This window comes from Algoriphagus aestuariicola, assembly GCF_017254835.1.
Classification (GTDB): domain Bacteria; phylum Bacteroidota; class Bacteroidia; order Cytophagales; family Cyclobacteriaceae; genus Algoriphagus; species Algoriphagus aestuariicola.
On sequence record NZ_JAFKCW010000005.1, the window covers coordinates 123445 to 147163 of the forward strand.

General features: G+C 48.7%; 20 protein-coding genes. 13 read left to right on the top strand and 7 right to left on the bottom strand.

All coding sequences use genetic code 11. From position 1 onward, the window contains the following. Nucleotides 1-192: 192 nt before the first annotated feature. Complete coding sequence (locus tag J0A67_RS19825; protein ID WP_206571129.1) at nt 193-1647, bottom strand: DUF294 nucleotidyltransferase-like domain-containing protein; 1455 nt, start codon at nt 1645-1647, stop codon at nt 193-195. A 124-nt stretch (nt 1648-1771) separates the two neighbouring features. Next, the gene (gene sucD, locus J0A67_RS19830) at nt 1772-2653 is read right to left on the bottom strand and encodes a succinate--CoA ligase subunit alpha (protein WP_206571130.1); all 882 of its coding nucleotides are present in this window, start codon (nt 2651-2653) and stop codon (nt 1772-1774) included. 113 nt (nt 2654-2766) lie between these two features. Here sucD and J0A67_RS19835 point away from each other — a divergent pair, with 113 nt between their 5' ends. From J0A67_RS19835 to J0A67_RS19855, 5 genes are read left to right on the top strand one after another with little or no spacing between them, the layout of a single operon-like run. Further along, on the top strand, nt 2767-6234 hold the full coding sequence (locus tag J0A67_RS19835) for a sensor histidine kinase (RefSeq protein ID WP_206571131.1): 3468 nt from the start codon (nt 2767-2769) through the stop codon (nt 6232-6234). A gap of 51 nt (nt 6235-6285) precedes the next feature. Then, entirely contained in the window at nt 6286-7461 is a 1176-nt protein-coding gene (locus tag J0A67_RS19840) for a hybrid sensor histidine kinase/response regulator (RefSeq protein WP_206571132.1), read from the top strand. Between the two features lie 3 nt (nt 7462-7464). After that, on the top strand, nt 7465-8094 hold the full coding sequence (locus J0A67_RS19845) for an ATP-binding cassette domain-containing protein (RefSeq protein ID WP_206571133.1): 630 nt from the start codon (nt 7465-7467) through the stop codon (nt 8092-8094). Next, a complete protein-coding gene (locus J0A67_RS19850; protein ID WP_206571134.1) occupies nt 8091-9407 on the top strand; it encodes an ABC transporter permease in 1317 nt (438 codons plus the stop codon). The genes J0A67_RS19845 and J0A67_RS19850 overlap by 4 nt, the downstream gene beginning before the upstream one ends. A gap of 60 nt (nt 9408-9467) precedes the next feature. Next, nucleotides 9468-9869: a hypothetical protein gene (locus J0A67_RS19855; protein WP_438839597.1), complete on the top strand. Its 402-nt coding sequence runs from the start codon at nt 9468-9470 to the stop codon at nt 9867-9869. A 31-nt stretch (nt 9870-9900) separates the two neighbouring features. Here J0A67_RS19855 and J0A67_RS19860 read toward each other — a convergent pair whose 3' ends face one another. Next, entirely contained in the window at nt 9901-10722 is an 822-nt protein-coding gene (locus J0A67_RS19860) for an aminotransferase class IV (RefSeq protein ID WP_206571136.1), read from the bottom strand. Between the two features lie 123 nt (nt 10723-10845). Here J0A67_RS19860 and J0A67_RS19865 point away from each other — a divergent pair, with 123 nt between their 5' ends. Then, complete coding sequence (locus J0A67_RS19865; RefSeq protein ID WP_206571137.1) at nt 10846-11268, top strand: hypothetical protein; 423 nt, start codon at nt 10846-10848, stop codon at nt 11266-11268. Here J0A67_RS19865 and J0A67_RS19870 read toward each other — a convergent pair. The 3 genes from J0A67_RS19870 to J0A67_RS19880 are packed head-to-tail and all read right to left on the bottom strand — an operon-like array spanning nt 11265 to nt 12882. Beyond that, entirely contained in the window at nt 11265-11714 is a 450-nt protein-coding gene (locus J0A67_RS19870; protein ID WP_206571138.1) for a c-type cytochrome, read from the bottom strand. The two genes, J0A67_RS19865 and J0A67_RS19870, sit on opposite strands and share 4 nt — an antisense overlap. After that, on the bottom strand, nt 11711-12343 hold the full coding sequence (locus J0A67_RS19875; protein ID WP_206571139.1) for an SCO family protein: 633 nt from the start codon (nt 12341-12343) through the stop codon (nt 11711-11713). The genes J0A67_RS19870 and J0A67_RS19875 overlap by 4 nt, the downstream gene beginning before the upstream one ends. Then, nucleotides 12340-12882 carry a CopD family protein gene (locus tag J0A67_RS19880; protein WP_206571140.1) on the bottom strand — a complete coding sequence of 181 codons (543 nt, stop codon included), beginning with the start codon at nt 12880-12882 and terminating at the stop codon, nt 12340-12342. The genes J0A67_RS19875 and J0A67_RS19880 overlap by 4 nt, the downstream gene beginning before the upstream one ends. 54 nt (nt 12883-12936) lie before the next feature. Here J0A67_RS19880 and J0A67_RS19885 point away from each other — a divergent pair, with 54 nt between their 5' ends. From J0A67_RS19885 to J0A67_RS19895, 3 genes are read left to right on the top strand one after another with little or no spacing between them, the layout of a single operon-like run. Further along, nucleotides 12937-13344, top strand: a complete 408-nt coding sequence (locus J0A67_RS19885) for a hypothetical protein (RefSeq protein WP_206571141.1) — start codon at nt 12937-12939, stop codon at nt 13342-13344. Further along, the gene (gene meaB / locus J0A67_RS19890; protein ID WP_206571142.1) at nt 13341-14339 is read left to right on the top strand and encodes a methylmalonyl Co-A mutase-associated GTPase MeaB; all 999 of its coding nucleotides are present in this window, start codon (nt 13341-13343) and stop codon (nt 14337-14339) included. Before J0A67_RS19885 ends, meaB begins: the two co-directional genes overlap by 4 nt. After that, the gene (locus J0A67_RS19895) at nt 14336-15088 is read left to right on the top strand and encodes a DUF3298 and DUF4163 domain-containing protein (RefSeq protein WP_206571143.1); all 753 of its coding nucleotides are present in this window, start codon (nt 14336-14338) and stop codon (nt 15086-15088) included. The genes meaB and J0A67_RS19895 overlap by 4 nt, the downstream gene beginning before the upstream one ends. Nucleotides 15089-15100: 12 nt before the next feature. Here the strand turns inward: J0A67_RS19895 and dnaA are convergent, their stop codons facing one another. Further along, nucleotides 15101-16516, bottom strand: coding sequence for a chromosomal replication initiator protein DnaA (dnaA, locus tag J0A67_RS19900; RefSeq protein ID WP_206571144.1), 1416 nt, complete (start codon nt 16514-16516; stop codon nt 15101-15103). Between the two features lie 364 nt (nt 16517-16880). Here dnaA and J0A67_RS19905 point away from each other — a divergent pair, with 364 nt between their 5' ends. Genes J0A67_RS19905 through J0A67_RS19920 form a run of 4 tightly spaced genes read left to right on the top strand, consistent with a single transcriptional unit; the run spans nt 16881 to nt 23707 of the window. Further along, a complete protein-coding gene (locus tag J0A67_RS19905; protein ID WP_206571145.1) occupies nt 16881-18272 on the top strand; it encodes a methylmalonyl-CoA mutase family protein in 1392 nt (463 codons plus the stop codon). Then, entirely contained in the window at nt 18269-20389 is a 2121-nt protein-coding gene (gene scpA, locus J0A67_RS19910; RefSeq protein ID WP_206571146.1) for a methylmalonyl-CoA mutase, read from the top strand. Before J0A67_RS19905 ends, scpA begins: the two co-directional genes overlap by 4 nt. Before the next feature lie 32 nt (nt 20390-20421). Then, nucleotides 20422-22308, top strand: coding sequence for a TIGR00341 family protein (locus J0A67_RS19915; RefSeq protein WP_206571147.1), 1887 nt, complete (start codon nt 20422-20424; stop codon nt 22306-22308). 58 nt (nt 22309-22366) lie between these two features. Next, a complete protein-coding gene (locus J0A67_RS19920; RefSeq protein WP_206571148.1) occupies nt 22367-23707 on the top strand; it encodes an AGE family epimerase/isomerase in 1341 nt (446 codons plus the stop codon). The last annotated feature ends 12 nt before the right edge of the window (nt 23708-23719 follow it).

A 23719-nucleotide genomic window follows, 5' to 3' on the forward strand; every position in this document is an offset into this window, starting at 1 on the left:
TTTCCAAACATTCCGCAGAAGCCGAATTCTCTTCCGCCAAATTAAATATTGTAAAGAACAGTCGTGCCGAATTTTAATGAAGATCCATTTTAGTTTCCGGCAAATTATTCTTTAAGACAAAAATAAAAAAGTTCGGTAAATAAAAAATAACTTTTATAAAAAATTTATGAAAGTATTTCCGAGACGCAGAAATTATAGGCTTCGGGTAAATGAGATTTTTATTCTGGCTTGGAATTCTTCGATAACTTTAAAAATCTCAATGAGGGTGACTTGTTGTACTTTGGTCAGGTCTTTCAGCTTGAGGTAGTTTTTCGGTTTGCGATTTTGATCCAGGATGGAGTGGGATTGGTATTCCAGCCGCAAGCCCATCAGGTAGTCAAATGCATGAATCAGTTCTTGGGCTTCCTTTGCGTTAAATACCCCTTTCTCCTTTAGGGAATTGATCCTATCGGTGGTGTTGGTGTCTGCGATTCTATACTTCAGGGCATAGACTCTAGCCAAGTCTACAATTGGCCGCATGGTTTGCTTGAGATTGAGCTGCTTTTCCCCGTCAATCTCCTCGCTCCTGATTTTTCGGAAAAACGTCAGTGGGGCTTGGTACTGCAGCGCATTGCGTCCGAGATTGATGAAGAAGCGCTCTGGGGCGTTCACCAACAATTCCCCCATGTACTCCTGGAGCTCATTCAAAAGCTGGAATTCTCCGAAGATGGCCCGGCAATCGAAGAAGGTCGAGTAGTTCATGGCGGTTTCTTGCGATGCGTCGGAGATCCAGGCGTCATAGTTGCGCTTCCAGTGGGATAGGGAATGCGTCCACTTGGGGTTCATGGCCATTAGCTCGCCTTCGCAAAAGACGATTCCTATGCCGTCCAAGGCTGTCGATACCCGAGTCGCAAATTCAAGAAAGTAAGCCCTGACTTCTTCGCGGTGCTCATTGGCCCGGTCTTCGTAGATGATCGCATTGTCCTGGTCGGTTTTGAGGGTGAGTTCTCCCCTCCCTTCGCTGCCCAAGACGAAAAAGACAAATTTTGCCGGCGCAGGGCCTATTTCTTTGAATACCCGCTCGATGACCCGCTGGGTTATCGTGTCAGCTACCGTGGTGATGATCTGATTGACCAAAGCGGCCTTCATCCCCCGGCTGATCAACAGGTGTATGAGTTGGGGCATTTGGGCCCATTTGTTGGCTAGTTCGGTGATTTGCCTGGCTTCTTTTACAGATTGGATAAACATGAAAGGCCCCTGGCTCTGCTCGGTGAGGACTTTTGTCCTGCTAATCCAGCCAAGGAATCCTTCGTCATTTTTGACCAATAAGTAGCGGGCTTTGGTTTGGAACATCAGAAGGAGAGCTTCTACCAAGGATGCCTCTGGTGAGATGCTGACCAGGTCTGACTCCATGATGCGGCTGACTGGAAGGGCTGTGGAAAGTCCCACGGCCAAAACCTTGTCCCGAAGGGTCAGGTCGGTGATGTATCCGATGATTTCTTCGTTGGAAGCCCCTATAAAAAGACAGCTGACCTGTTCTCTGGTCATTTTTTCCGCGCAATTCTTGATCGGCTCGTCAGGGGAAGCCAGGCGAATACTCCTGACGTTCAGTTCTTGGATCCTTTTGGAATAAAACTGTTCGGATACAAAAGAGCCAGGTGTATGCATGGAATGAAAATACAAAAAGAGTTCAGGTTTCCCTTGGCCAAAAACAAAACCGCCCCGGAATTTTGATCCGAGGCGGTTTCTCTATAAAATCTGGTTTTTTTGAAAGCCTAATGACTTCTTCGTATTAAGCGATTACGCCGAGTGCTTTGGCCATCGTCACGCCAATCTCTGCGGGAGAGTCTACGACATGGATACCATTTTCTCTCATGATGCGCATCTTGGCGGCGGCAGTGTCGTCTGCACCACCTATGATGGCTCCCGCGTGGCCCATTCTTCGACCTGCAGGTGCAGTCTGTCCGGCGATGAATCCGACGACCGGTTTTTTGTTGCCCGTTTCGCGGATCCAGCGAGCTGCTTCCGCTTCGTAATTGCCGCCGATCTCGCCGATCATGACGATCGCGTCAGTTTCCGGGTCGTTCATCAGCATCTCTACAGCTTGCTTGGTGGAAGTGCCGATAATCGGATCGCCACCGATACCGATAGCAGTAGATACACCAAGTCCCGCTTTGGCGACTTGATCGGCAGCCTCGTATGTCAAAGTTCCGGACTTGGACACGATGCCAACCCTACCGGATTTGAACACAAAGCCCGGCATGATGCCTACCTTGGCTTCTCCTGGAGTGATCACGCCTGGACAGTTGGGGCCGATCAGCACAGAGCCTCTCTCCTTGATGTAAGGCTTGGCAGTCATCATGTCTGAAACGGGAATACCCTCCGTGATAGTGATGATTACCTTGATACCGGCATCGGCAGCCTCCATGATCGCATCGGCTGCAAATGCTGGCGGTACAAAAATAATGGAAACATCAGCGCCAGTCTTTTGAACTGCTTCTTCTACCGAATTGAAAACAGGTCTTTCCAAATGGGTCGAACCGCCTTTGCCGGGAGTCACGCCTCCAACTACGTTGGTTCCGTATTCGATCATTTGCTGCGCGTGGAAGGAGCCTTCTGAACCTGTGAAACCCTGAACGATTACCTTGGAATATTTATTGACTAGTACACTCATGCTTCGATTTTTAAAGTTTGGCACAAAAATAAAAGAAACCACCCGCCGACAAAAGAAATGCTAAACAATCTCGGGGGAATTTGGCGAGCGGAATCTTTTCCTATTTTCGTTTTATGGCAGGTCGGATACCGCAAATTTTGCTTTTTTTCGTCTTGGGTCTCACTCTGATCCACTCTCGCTCTGTTGCACAAAGCTTCAAGTTCAACGCCAATCCCAAGGGGGTTAATCTGCCTGTTCAAAATGTGCTGGGCATCGAGCAGGATTCCTTGGGGCGCATGTGGTTTTCCACGGCCCGAGGGGTGGTCTACTCCGACGGAATTCAGACCTACGAGCTTCCCGATAGTCTGGTGAAGCGGTTCAACTACCGGATTTCCATACTTCGGGACGAGGACGGGATCATGTGGCTTTACAATGCAGTCGGAGCTCCGTTGTTTTTCCGGTCTATGGCTCTGGGATGGGAAGAGTATGATTTTCCAGTTTTGAACCCGAGAGCCTATTCCTCGGGGATCAGTTTTTTCCCTATAGGGAAGGGGGCCGAGAAATACTATTTCGTAGATACTGGCAATGAGCTCTTCTATTGGCGGGAGGGCGAGAGTGAGAGAACCCGCATCGAGAGAGACATCTCCAAAACCGGCAGACTCACCTCGGTGCTGGACGACTCTGGGGATATCTTCCTGAATTTCAAACTGCAGACCTTTAAATTCAAGGACGGAAAATTGAATTCTTATGAATTCAGAGGCATCCCATTGCCTTCGCCTCCAGTCATGGTGAAGAAATCCCCCGAATCGGGCGTGTATTATTTTTTGGGGGAAGGCTATCTGGCAAAGGGACTCAAGGCGGAGTTTCCGACAGAGATCGTCAGCAGCGGTTTTTCTACCTCTGCGTTTATTCCAAACGAAGACTTTTTCTCCCTCGAATTCTGGGGAGACAATGTGTTTTACCATTTCAACTCCCACCTGCTGAAATATAATCCGGCACGAAACAGGCCGGTGATAATAGATCTCTCTGGCCAGTTTAACACAATCTTCCTGCAGGCATTTTTTGTCGATCGAGAAGGAATTCTTTGGATGGGGACCAGCCGGGGAATGGCTAACATTAACAGTCAGGTCTTCCAGAACTATGGTTCAGAAGTCGAGGAGTTTTTGGGCGAAGAGCTGACGGCGATTGTGGATTTGGGAGAGGACTCTTTTCTTTTTGGCTTCAACAATGGTGTCCAGATTTTTAATAGACGTGAGATCAGAACCATCTACAAGGACCCCTTTGAGCCTGGTCTGCCTAATCACAGAATTATTAACTTTTCAAAGCAAGAAAAAGACAAGGTTTGGTTTTCAGCCAACTGGGGTGGGGTTGGCTTGTACAATGTTGCAAACGAACGGCTTTCGCTCTTTGCTCCTCCGACCGGGGCAAACGTGTCGTCCGTCCAGGTGACGGGCGACAGTCTTCTTATTGTTTCTGGCAAAAGGATATTCATCGCGCCTGTCTCCGCGCGGGGAGCACAACTCTATTCCAAAGAGCTTACGGGTGAAATAGACTCACTTCTGATTGAAAGGCCCGTTTTTTTTAGAAAAGCAGGGAAACTTAGAAATGGCAAGATCATAGTAATGAGAGCCAGTAAGCTTGAAAATCAGTATCCTATCATCGAGAACTCCCGGTATTTTTTGGCGGAGGGCTATGATTTTCTGGAACTCGAAGATGGGAGTCTGCTACTCGCCACAGAGTTTGGATTGAAAGTTTATCGACAGGGATATTTGGGGTTCTATGTGTATCAGGATAAGTCGATTACCAATTCGGTCTTTGGGCTGATGAAGGATAGGCAAGGGAAGATATGGGCTGGGACGGACAATGGGGTATTTGTCCTTGGGAACGACAAAGTGCTCCACTACAATGAGAAAAACGGACTTGTTGGAGATGAAATAAATCGAGGTGCCTTAACCGAGGCTCCTTCGGGGAGGGTCATGATTGGCACACAAAAGGGGCTTTCCATTTACTTTCCAGATGAGAAGATGCAGGCCTCGGGCACTCCAATGGTCTATTTGACATCGGTCGAACTCGGCAATACAGAAGTGCTGGACTCACAGACAAATCCGAAGATTCCCTATTCCCAAAATCTGCTGAAGGTTTCGTTTATGGCGGCCGCATTCAATGAGGCCCGGGAGGTTTGGCTTCACTATAGGCTGCGGAATTCAGAAGACTCGACTTGGACGGTAGTTAAGAAGCCAAGCTCAAACCAACTCTTTTTCGGCAACATCCCGGCTGGAGAATACCAGTTTGAGCTAAAGGCATCCTATGACGGGGAGGACTTTTCCCCCGCGGTCGCTTCGGTTCCATTTGTGATTAAGCCCCCGATTTACCTGCAGACTTGGTTTGTCGGTTTGGCCATACTGTTTCTTTTGGCTTTGGGTTTCTTGATCGCCAGATTTTTCCGACAGCTGCAAAACCTGGGAGTGCTCAAGACCGCGGTGGATCAAGAGAGCAAGAGAAAGGTGATCGCGGAGCAGCAATTCAAGAACGTGTGGACGAGCACCCAGGACGGGATGCTGCTGACGCTGGAGGGAGAGGAAATTCTTACCGCAAATCCGGCATTTGCAAAGATGATGCAGTGTGCTGTAAAGGATCTGGAGGGCCGTCCGATTTCTGTGCTGTTCGATGAGGAAGATCAGCAGGATTTTTATCTCGAAGTTCTTCTGAAGCACGTCCGCCGTTCTCCGGGCAAGGGTATGTCCATCGAGACTCCCATCCACTGGAAGACAGGGACGCTGGAAATGGAGGTGTACTCGGTGACGATGGAGGAGGACTTTAAAGGTCGATCTTTGGTCCTTTCGGTCTTCAAGGATATTTCTGCTAAGAAAGCCGTGCAAAACAAACTGATGGAGGCCAAGGAAAAGGCGGAGGAGGCAAACCGCTTCAAGACAAGCCTACTTTCTAACATCAGCCATGAGATCAGGACACCTCTAAACGGCATATTGGGCGGGGCAGAGCACATCAAGATGAGTCGCAAAGCGGATACCGAGCTGCATTCCCAGTTGGATATTATTCTCCAAAGTGGCGAAAGGCTGCTGGACACCATCAACTCTCTCCTCGATATCGCGAAAATAGAGGCCAACAAAATGCCCGTGGTTTATACACAAACCGATGTCAGGGAATTTTTGGAAACCATCATCTTGCCCCACAAAGCCGCCGCTGCAAGAAAGATGCTGGAGCTGGATTTTAAGTTTCTCGGGACTGCTGGCCAGGCCAATATTGACCGGAGATTTCTGGAAATGATTCTAAACAACCTGCTGGGTAACTCCATCAAATACACAGAGAAAGGGGTCATTTCTGTGGCTTGCCAACGGGTGGACGGTTCAATATTATTGGAAGTGGCTGATTCAGGCATCGGGATTTCGGAAGAATTTCAAAAGCGGATGTTTGACCCCTTCGAGCAGGAAAGCAAGGGGAATAATCGGCTTTTTGAGGGAACCGGGCTTGGGCTCAGCATCACCCGCAACCTGGTCGATCTCATGGGAGGGAAGATCCAGGTGTGGAGCGCCAAAAGCGAAGGCACAAGAGTCTTAGTCGAAATCCCATTGTTCGAAAGGTAATTTTTGTAATTTCAGGCACAAATGTCGTCACCCATTTCTTCGACCTAGCTCATGTTTACTCTCAAAATCCTAATAGTCGAGGATGATTCCGTTTCTGCGCTTTTGCTGCAACGAGCCCTGGAAAAAAACGCCCACCAGATTGTAGGCATAGCAGATACCGGAGAAAAAGCCCTCGATCTGCTGGAGGAAAACTTCGTGGACATCGTCATGATGGACATCAATCTGGCGGGTGAACTGGACGGAATCAAGACCACGGAGATAATCAACGAAAAGTATGACATCCCGGTCGTGTACCTCAGTGCAAGCTCCGATGCAGAAACGCTGAACAAGGTCGTCGGCACCAATCCGAGTGCATACGTCATCAAGCCCTTCAATATCCGCGAACTGAACATGGTCATTGAGTTGGCGATCTTCAAGGACCGGAAGGAAAAGGAACTCCAGAAACTCAACAACGAACTGGAGGAAAAAGTAAAACAGCGTACCGCCGAACTCTACGAAGCCAACAAAGAACTCACCAAGGCTCTCGAGAAAGAACGCGAGATCAATGAATTGAAATCGCGCATCGTGCTCAACGTTTCCCACGGATTCAAGACACCACTTACTTCAATCCTAAGCTCTGCCCAGCTGCTACAGATCTACGCCGAGCGGGAGCATCCTATGAAGCAGAAGATCACCAAGCATGCCTTTAAAATCGAGCATTCTGTTCGAGCCCTCAACAATCTGCTGACCAGTGTACTTTTCTTTGGAAAGGCGGACGAAAACAAGCTGGAATTCCGACCCAAGAAGATCTTCACCGGAGCCTTTGTCAAAGAGCTGCTGGATACGGTAAGAGCCGGAATCGAAAATGGAGTGATCATCAACGCCGAAATAGGGGAATTGCCCAAAACAATTACTTCTGATCCTGAGCTGATGTATCAGGTATTCGAAAATCTGCTTTCCAATGCCGTCAAGTATTCCAAAGACGGAAGAGAAATCGATTTTAAGCTGAGTTTTGAGGATAATAAGCTCCTCGCCCAGGTTGTCGACGAAGGCATAGGGGTTCCCAAATCCGAACAAGGCAAGCTTTTCGACCGGTTTTTCCGGGCAAAGAATGTAGGCATTGTCGAAGGTTCGGGATTGGGACTCTCCATTGTCAGAAAATGCCTTGACGTTCTCAATGGAGACATTACTTTTGAAAGCGAATTGGACAAAGGAACGACCTTCTTTGTCACCATTCCGGTAAAATAGCGTATGCTCGAAACAAGCGCTTTGCAATACGCCCATCCCGGGCAAGCCGTAATTTCTTTTCCGGAGATCAAGGTCCAGGCGGGACAGTCGCTGCTTGTCTTGGGGAAATCGGGAAGCGGAAAGACCACCCTACTTAATCTCTTGTCGGGCCTTCTGACTCCCTTGCGTGGGGAAGTCGTTGTAAATGGAACGAAGTTGTCGGCGCTCTCTGAACAGGCTATGGATTTGTTTCGGGGGCGAAATATCGGGATAGTTTTTCAAAAGCCCCATCTGATAGCGGCGCTCGATGTCCGACAGAATCTGGAGTTGGCCCATTTTTTCGGAAAGAAGAAGGGGCAGGAAATTCCCCGTCTTTTGGCTGAATTGGATATCGCCGAAAAGGCCAAAGCCTCTGTTTTGACACTGAGCGAGGGGGAAGCCCAACGAGTTTCCATAGCAAGAGCCTTGGCCAATAGTCCCAAGCTGATCCTCGCCGACGAACCTACCTCTAGCCTGGACGACGAAAATGCCGAGAAGGTCATTCGCCTGCTGAAAACACAAGCTGCGAAGATAGGCGCGGCCTTGGTCATTGTGACACACGACCAGCGTGTGAAAAATCAAATTTCCAACTTCATCGAAGTCAAAAGACCATGAATCTGTTTAGAATCAGTTGGAAATATTTGGTGTTCCGGCCGCTTTCCACCGGGCTAAATGTTTTTCTCTTGGCTTTGGGCCTGGCGATCATTACCGTGTTGCTGCTGATCCAAGATCAGTTTGAGAAGAAGATGAATCAGGATGCAGAAGGCATCGATCTGGTGGTCGGGGCAAAGGGAAGCCCGCTTCAGCTGATCCTTTCCTCGGTCTATCACATCGACTTTCCCACCGGCAATATCAAGCTGGATGAGGCAGCGAGACTTTCCAGAAATCGCTTGGTGAAAAAAATCATACCCTTGGCGCTGGGCGACAACTACCAGGGTTTTCGGATAGTTGGGACAAACCATGATTATCTGGCGCTCTACGGTGTGGAATTTTACGAGGGAAAAGTTTGGGATCTCCCATTTGAAGTGGTGTTGGGCGCGGAAATCGCCGCCAAAACAGGCTTGCGCGTCGGTGATGGATTTGCTTCGAGCCATGGGATCGGCGTGGGCAGTCATGAGCATGACCAGCATGATTTTGTCGTTTCTGGAATCCTCGTTCCTCAGGGCAATGTAGTGGATAGACTGGTCATGACCAGTATAGAGTCAGTGTGGTATTCCCATGATGACGTGTCTGAGACTGAGGAGGAGGAAACATCTCTGCCGGATTCTTTGGCTATTGGCGAAAGTCATCAGGAGGAAAATGTCGCCGCGGCCCAAGAGGAAGCGCATGGGGATAGGTTCCATCATCCCGTTGCCAAAAGTGGGTTTCCGTCTACGGAGGCAGAGAGAGAAGTCACTGCTCTGCTTGTTCAATACAGAAATCCCATGGCCGCAATCCAGTTGCCCAGGATGATCAACTCGGGCACATCCATGCAGGCGGCATCACCTTCTTTCGAAATGTCCCGATTGTTTGAGCTTTTGGGAGTCGGGATCAGCTTGCTTCAGGGCTTGGCGGTTGTATTGATTGTGGTCGCGGGACTGGGGATTTTCATTGCTCTTTATAATTCCCTAAAAGAGAGAAAGTATGATTTGGCGATTTTGAGGGCTTTGGGCGCTTCCAAAACCCAGCTTCTGATCCTAGTCTTTTTGGAAGGTTTGATGCTGACATTTTTGGGAGCGGTATTGGGGATCGGCTTGGGTCATACGTTCCTGTGGCTGTTGGTGAGTCAGAGCGAACAAAACGTGGTGGCAGCTATCCAGCCGTGGATTTTTCTTCGTAAAGAACTTTGGATCATTGTTTACGCGTTGGGTGTAGGAGTCGCTGCATCGCTTATTCCCGCCTGGTCAGCTTATCAAACAAGTATTGCAAAGCAACTGACAAAGGCGTAACTAGCACGCAAAATTGGAAATGAAATGAAAAAGTGGGGTGTAATTCTGGTTTTTGGATTGATGGTCAGTCTCTATGCCACATCTGCCAAGGCGCAAGGCGTGTGGAAGAGCCTCTCTGAAGTATCCTACAAGATCAGCGAGGACCAATTTGGAGAGCTCTATGTTCCCGTTTTTTCGGACAATATCAAAAAGCTTGAGGGCAAAGAGGTAGAGGCTGATGGATACATCATTCCGTTTGAGGGTATGTTCAAGCCTGAGCATATCATCCTTTCGAGCCTACCCTTGGCGGAGTGTTTTTTTTGTGGATCCGGTGGTCCGGAGACCGTCATGGAAGTGATGCTGACCAACCCGATCAAGTACACTTCCAAAAGAGTGAAAGTACGTGGCAAGCTGACTTTGAACGCCAAAGACCCCGAGAAGCTCATGTACATTCTAAAGGATGCCAAGCTGGTTACGGAATAGAAGAAAAAAGCTCCCGCCGGAGCTTTTTTGATTAGATGGCCGCTTGTGTTTCCAATACCTTGAATTTTTCCAGTATACCCATTGTGATTGGCCCGGGCTTGCCATTGCCTATTTTGCGGTCGTCCAGCTGGGTGACAGGAAGCAAAATCTTGGTGGTGCTCGAGATAAACGCTTCATCTGCATCCCAGATCTCCTCCAATGTAATCGGGCGGATGACCACATTGCCCGCGATTTTGAGGATTTGTTTTCGGGTGATTCCCATAAGAATGTGCTGGTCCGGCGTGTGGAGGACACCGTTTTTTACGATGAAAAAATTGCTGCGGGAGCTTTCGCTCACTACTCCGTTCCAGTGGTAGAGGACATCTTCGGCGCCCAATCTTTTCCAATTGACACTGTGCCAGACAGGAAGGGTGTAGTTGGTAGTCTTGATGTCGGCAATTGGCCTCACATACTCCAGCGTCAGGAGTTTTACGCCATTTTGGTATTTTTCTTCCGCAGGCATGGATAGAGCTTCGGCAAAAATGAAAAGTTTTCCCTCGGCGGGGGAGAAGTGGTTTTCGGAAAGCCCGCCGGTCAAAAGCATGCGGATTCCCCCATTCAAGAGATCGTTTTTTTCGATCAGCTCAGAAATGATCGCCCTCAGCTGTTCACGGCTATAGGTAAGGGGGAGGTGGGTTTTTTCGGCGGAGGCAATAAATCTATCCAGATAATGCTCGAGAAAAAGTGGCGAATAGCCCGTAGTCCGCAAAAAGTCAAAGATGCCAAACCCTCTGATCAGACCTAGGTCCATTGGGTGAATGGTGGCGGTTTCGGTTGGGATGATTTTTCCGTCGGCAAAGCAGAATCGTTTCATTTCGTAGGGGTTAGCGTTCAAAATTAGCATCAAAAACCATTTTTTTGAGTAAAAAATATATGAATTAGATTTTTAATTTAATCGAGATAAAATTGTATCTTTATGGCTCAACGATCCAATTTGATGAAAATTCTTCGTATTAGTTTGATCTTTAATTTGTTGATTTTTATCCAAGCTTGCGGGCCAAGCCAAGCGGATTTGAATCAGGAGAAAAGGGCTGAAGTCATGGCTCTCCACGATGAAGTAATGCCTAAATTGGGGCAAATCAAGTCATTTGAGAAAAAGGCCATCCAGAAGGCTGCAGAACTGGCCGCGGAGGATTCGACGAACACCGATCAGATCAGGCAGTACGAGCTCCTCGCCACCGAGTTGGACCAAGCCTACGAGGGCATGTTTGTTTGGATGAGACAATATGAGATCGAAGAGGAAGGGAAGTCCCCAGAGGAGATCAAGCTGTATCTAGATCAGCAGATGATTTTGGTCGGTGAGGTGAACAAGAACATCAAAGATGTCCTTGCAAAGGCCGATTCCCTTTTAGGTGACTAATAGTTTTCCGGCTTGGTCTTGAGGTAGGTTTCTACGTCTTTTCCCGTGATGACGCCCTCGTTCATACCCCAGATATTGTAGAGATACGTGGTGATCTGAGCGATATCCAGCGGTTTCAAGTCCGGGTTTGGCGGCATAGGCTGGTCAAATTTTTCTCCATTGACGGTGATTTCCCCTGCTTGTCCATGACGGATGATCCAGACCGTGCGATGGACATCGGCCTTGAAATAGTCAGCATCCCGCAGCGGAGGGATCAGTTTAGCCAAGCCTCTTCCGTCAAACTGATGGCAGTTTCCACAATGGTTTTCATAGAGTGTCTTACCGGATACAGCATACTTCATGACCTCGGGATTCGAGATCTGAGCCAGAGCGTTCTCTTCACTGCTTGCCTTTGGTGCACAGGAAACGGCGAACAAGGCAGCGACCACAAAGAGCTGAATTCTCATTTTTCCAGAAGTTTGGGAATGTCTGAAAGGAGTCTGTCCACTTGGTCCGATTTGGTCCCATCGTAAACTCCACGTATTCTACCCTGTCCATCCACCAGCAGAAAGGCTCCACTATGGAGAAAGCCGCCCGGCTCCAGTTGGTCCGCCATGGCGGTAGTTAGGTAGCTAGTCTGGCCGATTTCAAAGATTTTTTCCTGATCTCCTGTAAGAAAATTCCAGGTCGAGGCATCTTCGACTCCCAGTTTTTCGGCATAGTCTTTCAATACAGCAGGCGTGTCGTGCGTAGGATCTATGGAATGGCTCAGGATTTTGAAATCGGGATTGTCTTTGAAGTTCTCATGGACGCGGAGCATCTCCTTTTTCATGATGGGACAAATGGTCGGGCAGGAAGTGAAAAAGAAATCCGCAACATATATTTTTCCAGCCACATCCCCGTTTTTCACCGAGTCACCCAGCTGGTTTACAAAGGCAAAATCCGCAATCCTATGGTACACTGTGTCCTTGTTTTCGTCCACATACCGCTCTCCGAGAATGGGTAGCTCTTGAGATGTGCTTTTGTTTTCGGACTTATCCTGGCAGGAGACGCTGATCAGAAGTGCCAACCCCAGTACGATACTACTTGTTTTCATTGTCCTTTTTTGATTCTATATTTTTTGTACATCCTGATGCCCAGCATGAGAAGGAATGCCAGCCCGATCAGTCCGACCAGTCCCCATACCATGCTCAGCGTATTTTTGAGCACGATCAGAAATACGATCGCGAATAGCAAAAGAGTCGAGGCTTCGTTCCAAATCCGCAGCTGGGTTGAGGTCCATCGGGCTTTTCCGGATTGGAGTTCCTTGTAGAGCACATGGCAAAAACCATGGTAGCAATAGAGCAGAAATACGAAGCCTAGCTTGGCATGCATAAAACCCAACTCCATATATCCCCAACGGTAGCTGAGAACCCATGTTCCGAATATTAGTGTCAGAATAGCCGACGGCCAGGTGATGATGTTCCAAAGTCGGCTCGCCATCAGATCCAGTTGGGGTTTGAGGATGGCCCGCTCCAGTTCCGGCTTTTGAAGCGCTTCGGTTTGGTAGATGAAAAGTCTGACGATGTAAAAAAGTCCTGCAAACCAGGTGACTACGAAGATGATATGAAGTGCTTTGACGTACTCGAAATTCATTGTCAGAATTTTGGGCTAAATTAAGGCCTAAAGCGCATAAACCCTCCAAAGTTTTTGAAAAGGAACAAACTCATTTTCTATCTGATCGGTACCCTGGTCTTGGTTCTGCTGGTGCATATCGTCCGTTCTAGCTTTTCAAACCCCGGAATGGAGCGATTTGTGAAGGACTTTGAGGAGCTGGGTTTTTATCGAAACGAAAACAACACCGGGCCGGTGTTGCGAGTCTATGCGATTCGATCTTTGCATGACAACTCGCCGGAATACATGAGGGAATATGCTGAGACAAAGCCCCACACGAAGTACGGACGGACATTGGTTTTTTTCTTTTCCGCAGAACTGGAGGAAAAGGTGCAACTGGCGCCTGCTGAACCCTTTTTCTCTCCTGATCTTGAGCCGTTTTTGCTGGCTAAGTTTGAAAAAACTCCGATGGGAGAAGGTCGCTTTACCCTTGTAAAGCCATGAAAAAGCGGCTTGATCTGGCGGCATTTCGAGATGGCATTCTTTCCGGCAGTCGGGTGGTTCTTGGCCAGGCGATTACCTTGGTGGAAAGTGCGCTGGACTCCGACCAGGAGCTGGCCGCTGAGCTCATCCAATCGCTGATGTCTCACACGGGACGTGCTATACGAATCGGGATCACAGGAGTACCTGGGGTTGGGAAAAGTACTTTCATCGAAGCATTTGGAAAAATGCTGCTTGAAAAAGAGAAAAAGGTAGCCGTATTAGCCATCGATCCCAGCAGCCAATTGACTAAAGGGAGCATCTTGGGTGACAAGACCCGAATGGAAAGTCTTGCTTCTGACAAGCGGGCATTTATTAGGCCTAGCGCTTCCGGGGGCACACTCGGCGGAGTGAGCGGCAAAACCAGCGAGGCAATGTTGCTCTGCGAGGCTGCCGGATTCGATGTGATCTTGGTGGAGACGGTAGGTGTCGGACAGAGTGAAACTGCCGTCAAGAATATGGTCGACTATTTCCTTTTGCTGATGCTTGCTGGGGCAGGCGACGAGCTTCAAGGCATCAAAAAGGGTATTATGGAGATGGCTGATGCCTTGGTCATCCACAAGGCTGATGGGGAAAATCTACCTTCCGCCAAAAAAGCAAAGGCCAGCTACCAAAACGCGCTTCACCTTTTTCCATCCTCTCCCAAGGACTGGTCTCCGAAGGTTTCCTTGGCATCTTCCCTGTCTGGCCTGGGCCTCGAGGAGACATGGCGCGAGGTACTTCGATATGAATATCAAATGAAGGAAAGCGGATTTTGGGAATCCAACCGGGCACGCCAGCGTATCAATTGGCTGGACGAGCAGATCCACTATCTCTTGGGACAGGCTTTCCTGCGGGATTCCAAAGTAAAACAGACCATGGATCACGAAATGGAAAATGTTCGTACAGGAATCCTCAATCCGGGAACTTTGGCCAAGAAATTGGTCTCTCTCTTTCTTTCCACCGAACGACCACAATGAGATACCTTCTTTTTTTCTTTCTATTGACCTCTGTTTCTTGCGCTCAAGAATCCAAAACGAAACTTGTCAGTGAGAGCAGTGAGCTTGTTTTCAAAGCTGATTCTCTGAACCGGGAATCATGCGTCGGGGAAAGCTGCGCGAAACTCCGGCTAGTGTGGCCAGTAGCTTCAGGTTCGGCTGTTGCTGACAAGGTCAATGCCGCAATCTCCGAACAGCTGGTCTTGATGGTTGGCGTAGGGGAGGAGGTGGCCCCGCTGGATACACTGATCGAGGATTATTTCGAGTCGTTCCAATCGTTCAAGAAGGAGTTCCCTGACTCTCCGGGAGCTTGGGAGATCGAGGCGGAGGGCGAGGTGGTTTACCGCTCTGATAGCACGCTCAGTGTATATTTCAGCCAGTTTAGCTTTCTGGGCGGAGCCCACCCCAATAGCTTCGTGTCTTTTTTGCACTTCGACCCCAAAAGTGGGGATACGCTCAGTGATGACAGCCTTGTCTTGGATGAGATAGCCCTGACGTCCTTGGCGGAGAAGAAATTTCGGGAGTACCACGAGGTGGCCGAGGGGGTCAGTCTAGAGGAGGATGGACGATTTTTCTTGCCCGAGACTGGTTTTTTTCTGGCCAACGCCAAAGGGTTCAAGGATGGGAAATTCTGGATAATCTATGTGCCTTATGAGATTGGTCCTTATGTAATGGGGTACACAGAGCTGGAGTTTACCAAAGAAGAGGTGGGTGATCTTGTTCGCTGGTAGACAAGAGCAAAATTAATACGAACGCATCTTGAATTTTTTCTTCAGCTCATTGACTGAGTTTCTGAAGCTGGAGTCGGTTTCGATCATGTCATTGACCGTCTGCACGGCGTGGATGACCGTACTGTGATCTCTGCCGCCGAAGTGATAGCCGATGGATTTGAGGGAGTGGTTGGTGAATTCTTTGGAAAAGTACATGGCTACCTGCCGCGCAATTACGATTTCCTTCTTGCGGGTTTTTGCTTTCAGTTCGTCCGTGTGTATACCGTAGTATTCAGAGACGGATTTTTGGATGAACTCGATCCCGACTTCCGTTTCAATGTCTTTGATGAAATTTTTGATGACGGTTTTCGCCAGCTCTAGGCTGATCTCGACGCGGTTCAAAGAGGCGTGTGCGATCAGCGAGATCAAGATGCCTTCCAGTTCTCGGACGTTGGTGTCCACTGAGTAGGCCAGGTATTCCACCACGTCGTCAGGGATCATGATTCCCTCGGACTGCATCTTTCTGCGGATGATGGCTACCCTGGTTTCGAAGTCGGGCATCTGCAAATCCGCTGTCAGACCCCATTTGAAGCGGGAAAGCAGTCGCTCTTCCAGTCCTTTCAGATCCCTGGGAGGACAATCGGAGGTCATGATGATCTGCTTCTTGTTTTGGTGGAGGTGGTTGAAAATGTGAAAAAACATCTCCTGTGTCCGGTCTTTTCCCGCTAAAAACTGGATATCATCTATGATCAGCACATCCACCTGCATATAAAAGTTGGTGAAGCTCTTCACATTGCCATCCTTGATGGAGTCCATGAACTGATTCACGAATTTTTCGGAAGAAACGTAAAGCACAAACTTGTCCTCTGGCCCATTTTTGATCTCGTTGCCAATAGCTTGCACCAAGTGGGTTTTTCCCAGACCAACTCCGCCGTAGACCATGAGTGGATTGAAGGAAGTGATGCCTGGCTTGGTGGCGACGGCAAATCCAGCGGATCGCGCGAGGCGGTTACAGTCCCCTTCGATATAGGTGCTAAAGGTATAATTCTGGTTCAGGTTGCTTTTGGTGAGCATGTCCGCATCCAACGACTGCATCTCAAAAGGCGTCCTCACCTCTTGTACGGGTGCCGATTTCTTGGCGGTCGAATTGCCCTGTGGATAGGAGACGGCGATTGGCTGATTGGATGAGTTGCCCTTGTCCACCACGACCGCATACTCCAAGCGACCACTCGGCCCCAGGGTATGTTTGATCGCCAGCTTGAGGACTTGCACATAATTGTCTTCCAGCCATTCGTAAAAAAACTGACTGGGTACTTGAATCGTCAGACTGGAGCCCTCGAGTTTGACGGGATTGATAGGTTTAAACCAAGTTGAAAAGCTCTGCTCGTTGACGTGTTGTTCTATAACACGCAGACACTCATTCCATACGGCGCTAGCTTCCAAACTCATTTAGAAAAGATTTGCTTGTATTCTTGTAGTCCCCGGGCGAAAGCAGGGGGGTCAAATTTGTGGAAAATTAACTTAAATAAAAAATTGGTAAAGGCTTGAAAAAGTCAATAATTCGAGAATTTTCGCTTGTCTCAGAATAAAATTCTGTCACCAATTTTATTCCAATCTTCAATTCAAATGGGCTTAGTTTTGGGTGGAATTTTCTTCTTTAGAAAAAGAAAATCACCCACTTTTTGACTTGCTGCTGAGGGTCAGTTGATTATAGTTGTCGACCTCCTTCGGAATTCACGAGGATTTCCGGGACAATTCTCTCCCCATTTCTTATTTTTGAATTAACCCTTTGCGATTTACCCCGCAACCCACTATGGCCAAAAATCTTTTTAGTGAATTTCACCCTTCGAGCAAGGACGCCTGGACTAAGCAAGCGCTTTTGGAATTGAGGGGAAAGGATTTTGACCAGGTTCTCAAGTCCTTACTTTGGAGGCGCATCGAGCTTCAGCCTTTTTACACATTGGAAGACTTGGACGGAAAGGTTCCTGTGCAGCATCGTTTCCATCAAGAGGCGAGTATGCCCGGGCTTTCTCCCAGAACTTGGAACAATATTGTGAGCGTTTTGCCAGGAGATACTTCAAAGTCGGTTTTGAATAAGCTCGAAAACGGGGCGGAAGGGTTGATCCTACATCTTTCGGGATTTGAGGATCTAGCCCGGACGCTGGATGGAGTGAGACCCGAATATATTCCGATGCTAGTCAAGCCCACCGGCAATCCTATTGCAGCAATGAGTTCTTTTTTGGCTTGGGTAGAGACTCAGCAGGTATCCGGGGAGGAGATCTCAGGAGCTTTGCTTTGGACGCCATCGGATCTGGTTTTTGAGCAAAATGATGCCTATGGCCTTGCGCTCGAGATTTTTCATGAAGTGATGGAACTGACCGAACCGTTCCCAAATTTCAGGTCTTTTACCCTGAAAACGTCCCGTTACACGGAAGCAGGAGGCAATCCTCTGGATGCATTGGTTTTTGGATTGGGTGAATTGATAGAGCTGATTGACCAAAGCGGCGGGAATCCTGAGCGTGTGTTCAACAATATGCTGATTGAGGTATCAGTAGCCGACTCACACTTTGGGGAAATCGCCCGCCTAAAAGCTTTCCGGACTGCCGTCGTTTCGCTCGCTCGCCTTTATTCGATAAAACTGCCAGAAAGTGAACTACTGATGTTAGGGCAGACTTCCGGGTGGTCCAAGTCCATCCTGGACGCTAATACCAACCTCATCCGCCAGACCTACGAGGCAATGTCGGCGGTTTTGGGAGGGGTCAATTTGCTTTGGACCAAACCGCTGCTGGAGACTAATGCGCGGGATTGGGAGAAGAGAATTGCGTTAAATGTTTCCTCGATTTTGAGGGAGGAGGCCTATCTCGACAAGGTTGAGGATCCCTCTTCTGGCGCTTTTTTCCTTGAGAAAATAGTGGATGCAATACTTTCTGAAGTGCGGGATGGACTTAGTCGCTTGGAAGAAAAAGGAGGCTGGCATTCGGCGCTTCAGTCCGGTGAAATCCATTCCCGAGTGAGGGCCTATCGCGCAGAAATCCAGACGGACGTCGCGGAGAAGCTGGTCTCTAAAATCGGGGCAAATAAGTTTCCTGCTTCTGGTGACCTTATAAATGACCTCGAATTCGAGTTTTTCGAAGAGAAGTCATTTGAGCTGAATCCGACCCGGGCCAGTTATTTGGTTGAACTGCAAAATCACGACGCTTTATGAGGCCAGACCTGAATAAGTGGGAAAGCCGATTCAAATCGGAAGGGGAGAGCAATCGGCGTGAGGTGTGGGAAACGCCCGAACAGATTGATGTGCCGCCGGTTTTTTCCCCTAGCGAAATACAAAGTCTTCCCCAACTTCGGTTTGCGGCGGGCATACCGCCTTTTCTAAGAGGCCCTTACAGCACCATGTATTTACAGCGCCCATGGACGATTCGCCAATACGCAGGCTTTTCGACAGCGGAGGAGTCAAATGCATTCTATCGGCGAAACCTGGCGGCAGGGCAAAAGGGGCTCTCTGTTGCTTTTGACCTTGCTACGCACAGAGGATATGACTCGGACCATCCCAGAGTGCAGGGTGATGTGGGAAAGGCAGGTGTGGCGATTGACTCCGTAGAGGATATGAAGATCTTATTCAACCAGATTCCTCTCGACCAAATCTCCGTTTCCATGACGATGAATGGCGCTGTCATTCCGATATTGGCTTTTTACATCGTTGCGGCCGAGGAACAGCGGGTTAGGATGGAGCAGTTGTCTGGTACGATCCAAAACGACATCCTCAAGGAGTTTATGGTGCGAAACACCTATATCTATCCACCCCAGGCCAGCATGCGGATCATCGGCGATATCTTCGAATTCACGTCGAAATTTATGCCCAAATTCAACTCCATATCGATATCGGGCTACCATATGCAGGAGGCTGGAGCGACGGCGGATCTGGAGCTTGCTTATACGCTTGCCGATGGTCTCGAATACTTGAAGACAGGGATAAAGGCGGGCTTGGATATCGATGACTTCGCTCCTAGAATCTCCTTCTTTTGGGGTATTGGGATGAATTATTTTATGGAAATCGCGAAGATGAGAGCGGGGAGGCTGCTTTGGGCAAAGATCGTAAAACAGTTTGGAGCCAAGGATCCCAAGTCTCTGGCTCTTCGTACCCACTGCCAGACCTCGGGCTGGTCGCTTACTGAGCAGGATCCCTTTAACAACGTGGCGCGTACCGCAGTGGAAGCGCTGGCTGCCGTGATGGGCCATACCCAATCCTTGCACACCAATTCCCTCGACGAGGCGATTGCTTTGCCGACTGATTTTTCGGCCAGGATCGCACGAAATACCCAGCTGGTACTGCAAGAAGAAACGGGTGTTAACCAAGTTGTGGATCCTTGGGGAGGCTCCTACTATGTGGAATACCTGACTGATCAATTGGCGCAAAAAGCTTGGACGCTTATCGAAGAGGTGGAAGGCTTGGGCGGAATGGCCAAGGCGATTGAGACTGGTCTGCCCAAGTTGCGTATCGAGAAAGCTGCGGCAAAAAAGCAAGCCCGAATCGACAGTGGACGGGATGTGATTGTCGGCGTAAATCGCTATCTGATGGAGACAGAAAGCCAAATCGAAGTGAGGGACGTGGACAATGAGGTGGTCAGGCTATCCCAAATTGCCAAATTGCAATCGCTGAGAAGTTTTCGCAACCAGGCAGAGGTTGATCAATCACTTGGCGCAATCGAGTACGCAGCCCTCTCCGAGAAGGGTAATTTACTTGCTTTGGCGATAGAAGCAGCCCGAAAAAGAGCTACTTTAGGCGAGATCTCCCTGGCTATGGAAAAAGCTTTTGGCAGACACAAGGCTCAGACCCAAACCATTTCGGGTATATATTCGGCGGAAGTGAAAAACCAGGATTCATTCAAAAAAGCACAGGAATTGTCCGATCGTTTTGCGGGGTTGGAGGGACGTCGTCCCCGTATTCTGGTCGCTAAGATGGGCCAAGATGGACACGACCGGGGAGCAAAAGTGATTGCGACGGGTTTTGCGGATTTGGGCTTTGACGTGGATATAGGCCCGCTATTCCAGACGCCGCAGGAAGTAGCCGAGCAGGCTGTTGAAAATGACGTCCATATCGTCGGGGCCTCTTCTTTGGCCGCCGGCCACAAGACACTGATTCCCCAATTGATTCAGGCATTGAAGGAACTAGGACGCCCAGATATCAGTGTGGTCGCAGGAGGGGTGATCCCCCAAAAAGACTATGGCTTTTTGTTTGATGCCGGAGTTATTGCTGTTTTCGGACCGGGAACTGTCCTTTCAGAGGCGGCAATTGAAATTTTGGAAAAAATGATGGAGAATTGAACAATGACTTTTTTCAGTAAAAACGATTTTTTATGCAGGAATACATATTGGTGTACGACCAGGGATTGGACAAGGATGAGGTTAGTTCCTTTGTTGACAAACCTGATCCCGCTCCTACACGGACGCTGACATTTTCGGAGTTTTCCCTTGACGATTTTGGTGAAAAAGACCGTATTCTGTTTTGGGTTTCGGACGAGCAGGCAATTCAAATAATTGAACAAGCGGATTCTTCGTCTCCCATGCTTGGGTTTTTACCCCATCCCGACCTTGTTCAGGTCAGAAAGGCACTTTCGATAGCTTCATCCAAGTCAGAGGCACTCAAACGTTTTTTTGAAGTGCAGGAGGTTAACCCTTTGGACATTCTCGAAGTGGATAGTAAGACATGTATCAATTCGCTAGTCATAGGGAAGTCGCTCAATGTCTTGTATGATCCTGGCGACTACCGTTTTTTCGCTGCGTTCAAGAGTCGATTTCTACGATTCTTGAACCTTTTTCGCAGAGTTAAGCTCCAGAATTACCGGATAACGATCAAAAACAAGGAGGAAGAAAAGAAGCTTGAAATCGCCGCCATGGGATTACTTGTGGTGGGTCACAACGAATCCAACCTTGTGTTTAAGCGATTGATCAAGGATTCAGGATTGGGTGACGGATACTTGCACGTCATCGCCTTTGCACCTCGGAGCTTGTTTTCCATCATTGGCTTTGGCTTGCAAAATCTTTTTTTTCCCATCAAGGGAGGAAGCATTCCGGAGTTTGTAAGCTATTGGTCGGCTGAAGCCATGGATATCGAGGGCATGGATTCGGAACTTAACTATGGACTCGACGGCAAAGAGGCGAATGCCTCCAAGCTGTCCATGAAAATTTCTGAGAAAAAGCCGAAGATTTATACGGGTTTTGAAGTGACCAAAGAAGAGACTTCAAAACGGAAGGAACTCAACCTGGAGAAATTGCCGACAGGAAGGCTCCGAGAAGAACTGACCAGAAGCTTCCTTCCATGGGTCGGCCATGCCACTACCGACGAGTTCAAGGATTTGTTTACCCTTTTGAAACAGAATGCCCAGACTTCGTCAAACTATCTGGTCTTGATGGCGCTTTCCACGCTAATTGCCACCTTTGGGCTTTTTGCGGATTCCTCTCCCGTTGTCATCGGAGCGATGATCTTGGCGCCGCTGATGGGGCCGATTATTTCGCTCGCGATGGGCGCATTGCGCCAAGACGGAATTTTGGTCAAATCCAGTCTGATCACCCTTTTTTGGGGAATTCTCATCGGGTTGCTTTTTGCGGTATTCATCACTTGGGTCACGCCACTGAAGACGATGAACTCGGAGATCCTGTCTCGGATCCGACCCAATCTACTGGATTTGGGAATAGCTTTGGTTTCGGGAATCGCCGGCGCTTACGCGCACGCCAAGGAGGAGATTGCAAAGACTTTGGCTGGAGTTGCCATTTCAGTAGCTTTGGTCCCTCCGCTTGCAGTGGCCGGTATCGGCTTGGGATGGGCAGAATGGAATGTGTTTGGAGGGGCGGCTTTGCTGTTGGCAACCAACCTTGCGGGAATAGTAATGGCCGCTGCGTCGACTTTTTTGGTGCTCGGTTTCAGTCCATTTCGAATAGCGAAAAAGGGCCTTCTGATCAGTTTGGCATTTTTCGTTTTGGTGACGGCTCCGTTGGTGTTCAGCTTTAGAAACATGGTCTTGGAGAATCGGCTGATCCAAGATCTAACAGGGAAGCGTATCCCCCACGGCTTGCTCCGCGAGGTCAAAGTGATCAATTTAAACCCCCTGAGAATCTCCGCCACCATCTTGTCTGAAAAAGAACTAAACGCAATTGACTACAAGGAAATTAAGCAGGAGATAGAGGCTGAGATCGGCCGACCTGCAGATTTGGAACTTACGCTGGGAATCCGAATTAGGGAATGAGCGTATGGAAAAGCCCGACAATGTTCGCGGAATCTGAATTTTGATAAATATATCATCTATGAATAAGTTCGTTTCATCTATCCTGCTTGCTTGCATTTGTGCTCTGCTCTCCTGCCAGGATAACGACCCGCGACAAATACTGGCTGATCAAATCGAGCAGCATCTTCGCTCCGAGGTCTTGGACAAGTGGTATCCGCAAGCCATGGATACCATCGATGGAGGTTTTCTGAGCACTTTTTCCTACGATTTTCAGCCGGCAGGCGACCAGGACAAAATGATCGTGACCCAAGCCCGCCACGTCTGGACCAACGCAAAGGCAGCCGAGCGCTATCCTGAAGAGAAATTCTATTCCAGAGGTGCAGAACACGGATTCCATTTTCTCCGAGACAAATTCTGGGATGCGGAAAATGGTGGCTTCTTTTGGCTTTTGGACAAAAAAGGAAATGTAAAAGGGGATTCAAGCAAGACGGCCTATGGCAATGCTTTTGGGATCTATGCGCTCGCCGCATACTACAAGCAAAGTGAAAATCCCGAAGCTTTAGATCTAGCGAAAAAAGCATTTTATTGGCTGGACTCTGGGGCGCATGATCCGGTTTACAAGGGTTACTTCCAGCATTTGGATCGGTATGGAAAACCCATTGCCAGAACTTCCGATACCCCGAGCACCTCTGACTTGGGGTACAAAGATCAGAATTCTTCCATCCATCTATTGGAGGCTTTTTCTGAGCTCTATCAAGTATGGCCAGATGAGTTGCTACGGAAAAGATTAGAGGAGATGCTGGTTTTGATCCGTGACACTATTGTGACAGATCGGGGGCATTTGACTTTGTTTTTGTATCCAGATTGGAGGCCGGTCACTTTTTCTGACTCGACTGAAGCAGTCATTGAAGCGCATCACCAGCTAGACCATGTGTCTTTTGGGCATGATGTCGAGACTGCATTTCTGATGTTGGAGGCCTCTCATGTACTTGGACTGGAAGATGATCAGCGGACCTTGGAAGTGGCCAAGAAGATGGTAGACCAGGCTTTGAAATTGGGTTGGGACAAGGAAAAAGGCGGTTTTTACGATGAGGGCTATTATTTCAAAGACGGCTATCGAGTCACCCGATCTACTAAAAACTGGTGGGCTCAGGCAGAGGGGCTGAATTCCCTGCTGCTCTTTCATGAGCTTTATCCCGACGATCCGAACGATTACTATGGGAAGTTTCTCCAGCTTTGGGACTATACCGATACCTATCTGATCGACCACGAGTATGGGGACTGGTATGCAGGAGGCCTAGATCAGCAACCCGAGCTGAAGACCGCGAATAAAGGGCACATCTGGAAAGGAATCTACCATCACTACAGATCTTTGGACGCAGTGATTCAGAGGCTGAGAAAAAGTGGAGGCCACGAATAGCCCTTAGGTTTC

Excerpts from the sequence above, each read along its gene's own strand:
- J0A67_RS19920 (WP_206571148.1), top strand. The coding sequence starts at position 22,367 with ATGAATAAGTTCGTTTCATCTATCCTGCTTGCTTGCATTTGTGCTCTG.
- scpA (WP_206571146.1), top strand. The coding sequence starts at position 18,269 with ATGAGGCCAGACCTGAATAAGTGGGAAAGCCGATTCAAATCGGAAGGG.
- J0A67_RS19855 (WP_438839597.1), top strand. The coding sequence starts at position 9,468 with ATGGTCAGTCTCTATGCCACATCTGCCAAGGCGCAAGGCGTGTGGAAG.
- J0A67_RS19850 (WP_206571134.1), top strand. The coding sequence starts at position 8,091 with ATGAATCTGTTTAGAATCAGTTGGAAATATTTGGTGTTCCGGCCGCTT.
- J0A67_RS19875 (WP_206571139.1), bottom strand. The coding sequence starts at position 12,343 with ATGAAAACAAGTAGTATCGTACTGGGGTTGGCACTTCTGATCAGCGTC.
- J0A67_RS19905 (WP_206571145.1), top strand. The coding sequence starts at position 16,881 with ATGGCCAAAAATCTTTTTAGTGAATTTCACCCTTCGAGCAAGGACGCC.
- sucD (WP_206571130.1), bottom strand. The coding sequence starts at position 2,653 with ATGAGTGTACTAGTCAATAAATATTCCAAGGTAATCGTTCAGGGTTTC.
- J0A67_RS19880 (WP_206571140.1), bottom strand. The coding sequence starts at position 12,882 with ATGAATTTCGAGTACGTCAAAGCACTTCATATCATCTTCGTAGTCACC.
- J0A67_RS19845 (WP_206571133.1), top strand. The coding sequence starts at position 7,465 with ATGCTCGAAACAAGCGCTTTGCAATACGCCCATCCCGGGCAAGCCGTA.
- J0A67_RS19860 (WP_206571136.1), bottom strand. The coding sequence starts at position 10,722 with ATGAAACGATTCTGCTTTGCCGACGGAAAAATCATCCCAACCGAAACC.
- J0A67_RS19895 (WP_206571143.1), top strand. The coding sequence starts at position 14,336 with ATGAGATACCTTCTTTTTTTCTTTCTATTGACCTCTGTTTCTTGCGCT.
- J0A67_RS19840 (WP_206571132.1), top strand. The coding sequence starts at position 6,286 with ATGTTTACTCTCAAAATCCTAATAGTCGAGGATGATTCCGTTTCTGCG.
- dnaA (WP_206571144.1), bottom strand. The coding sequence starts at position 16,516 with ATGAGTTTGGAAGCTAGCGCCGTATGGAATGAGTGTCTGCGTGTTATA.
- meaB (WP_206571142.1), top strand. The coding sequence starts at position 13,341 with ATGAAAAAGCGGCTTGATCTGGCGGCATTTCGAGATGGCATTCTTTCC.
- J0A67_RS19870 (WP_206571138.1), bottom strand. The coding sequence starts at position 11,714 with ATGAGAATTCAGCTCTTTGTGGTCGCTGCCTTGTTCGCCGTTTCCTGT.
- J0A67_RS19865 (WP_206571137.1), top strand. The coding sequence starts at position 10,846 with ATGAAAATTCTTCGTATTAGTTTGATCTTTAATTTGTTGATTTTTATC.
- J0A67_RS19825 (WP_206571129.1), bottom strand. The coding sequence starts at position 1,647 with ATGCATACACCTGGCTCTTTTGTATCCGAACAGTTTTATTCCAAAAGG.
- J0A67_RS19835 (WP_206571131.1), top strand. The coding sequence starts at position 2,767 with ATGGCAGGTCGGATACCGCAAATTTTGCTTTTTTTCGTCTTGGGTCTC.
- J0A67_RS19915 (WP_206571147.1), top strand. The coding sequence starts at position 20,422 with ATGCAGGAATACATATTGGTGTACGACCAGGGATTGGACAAGGATGAG.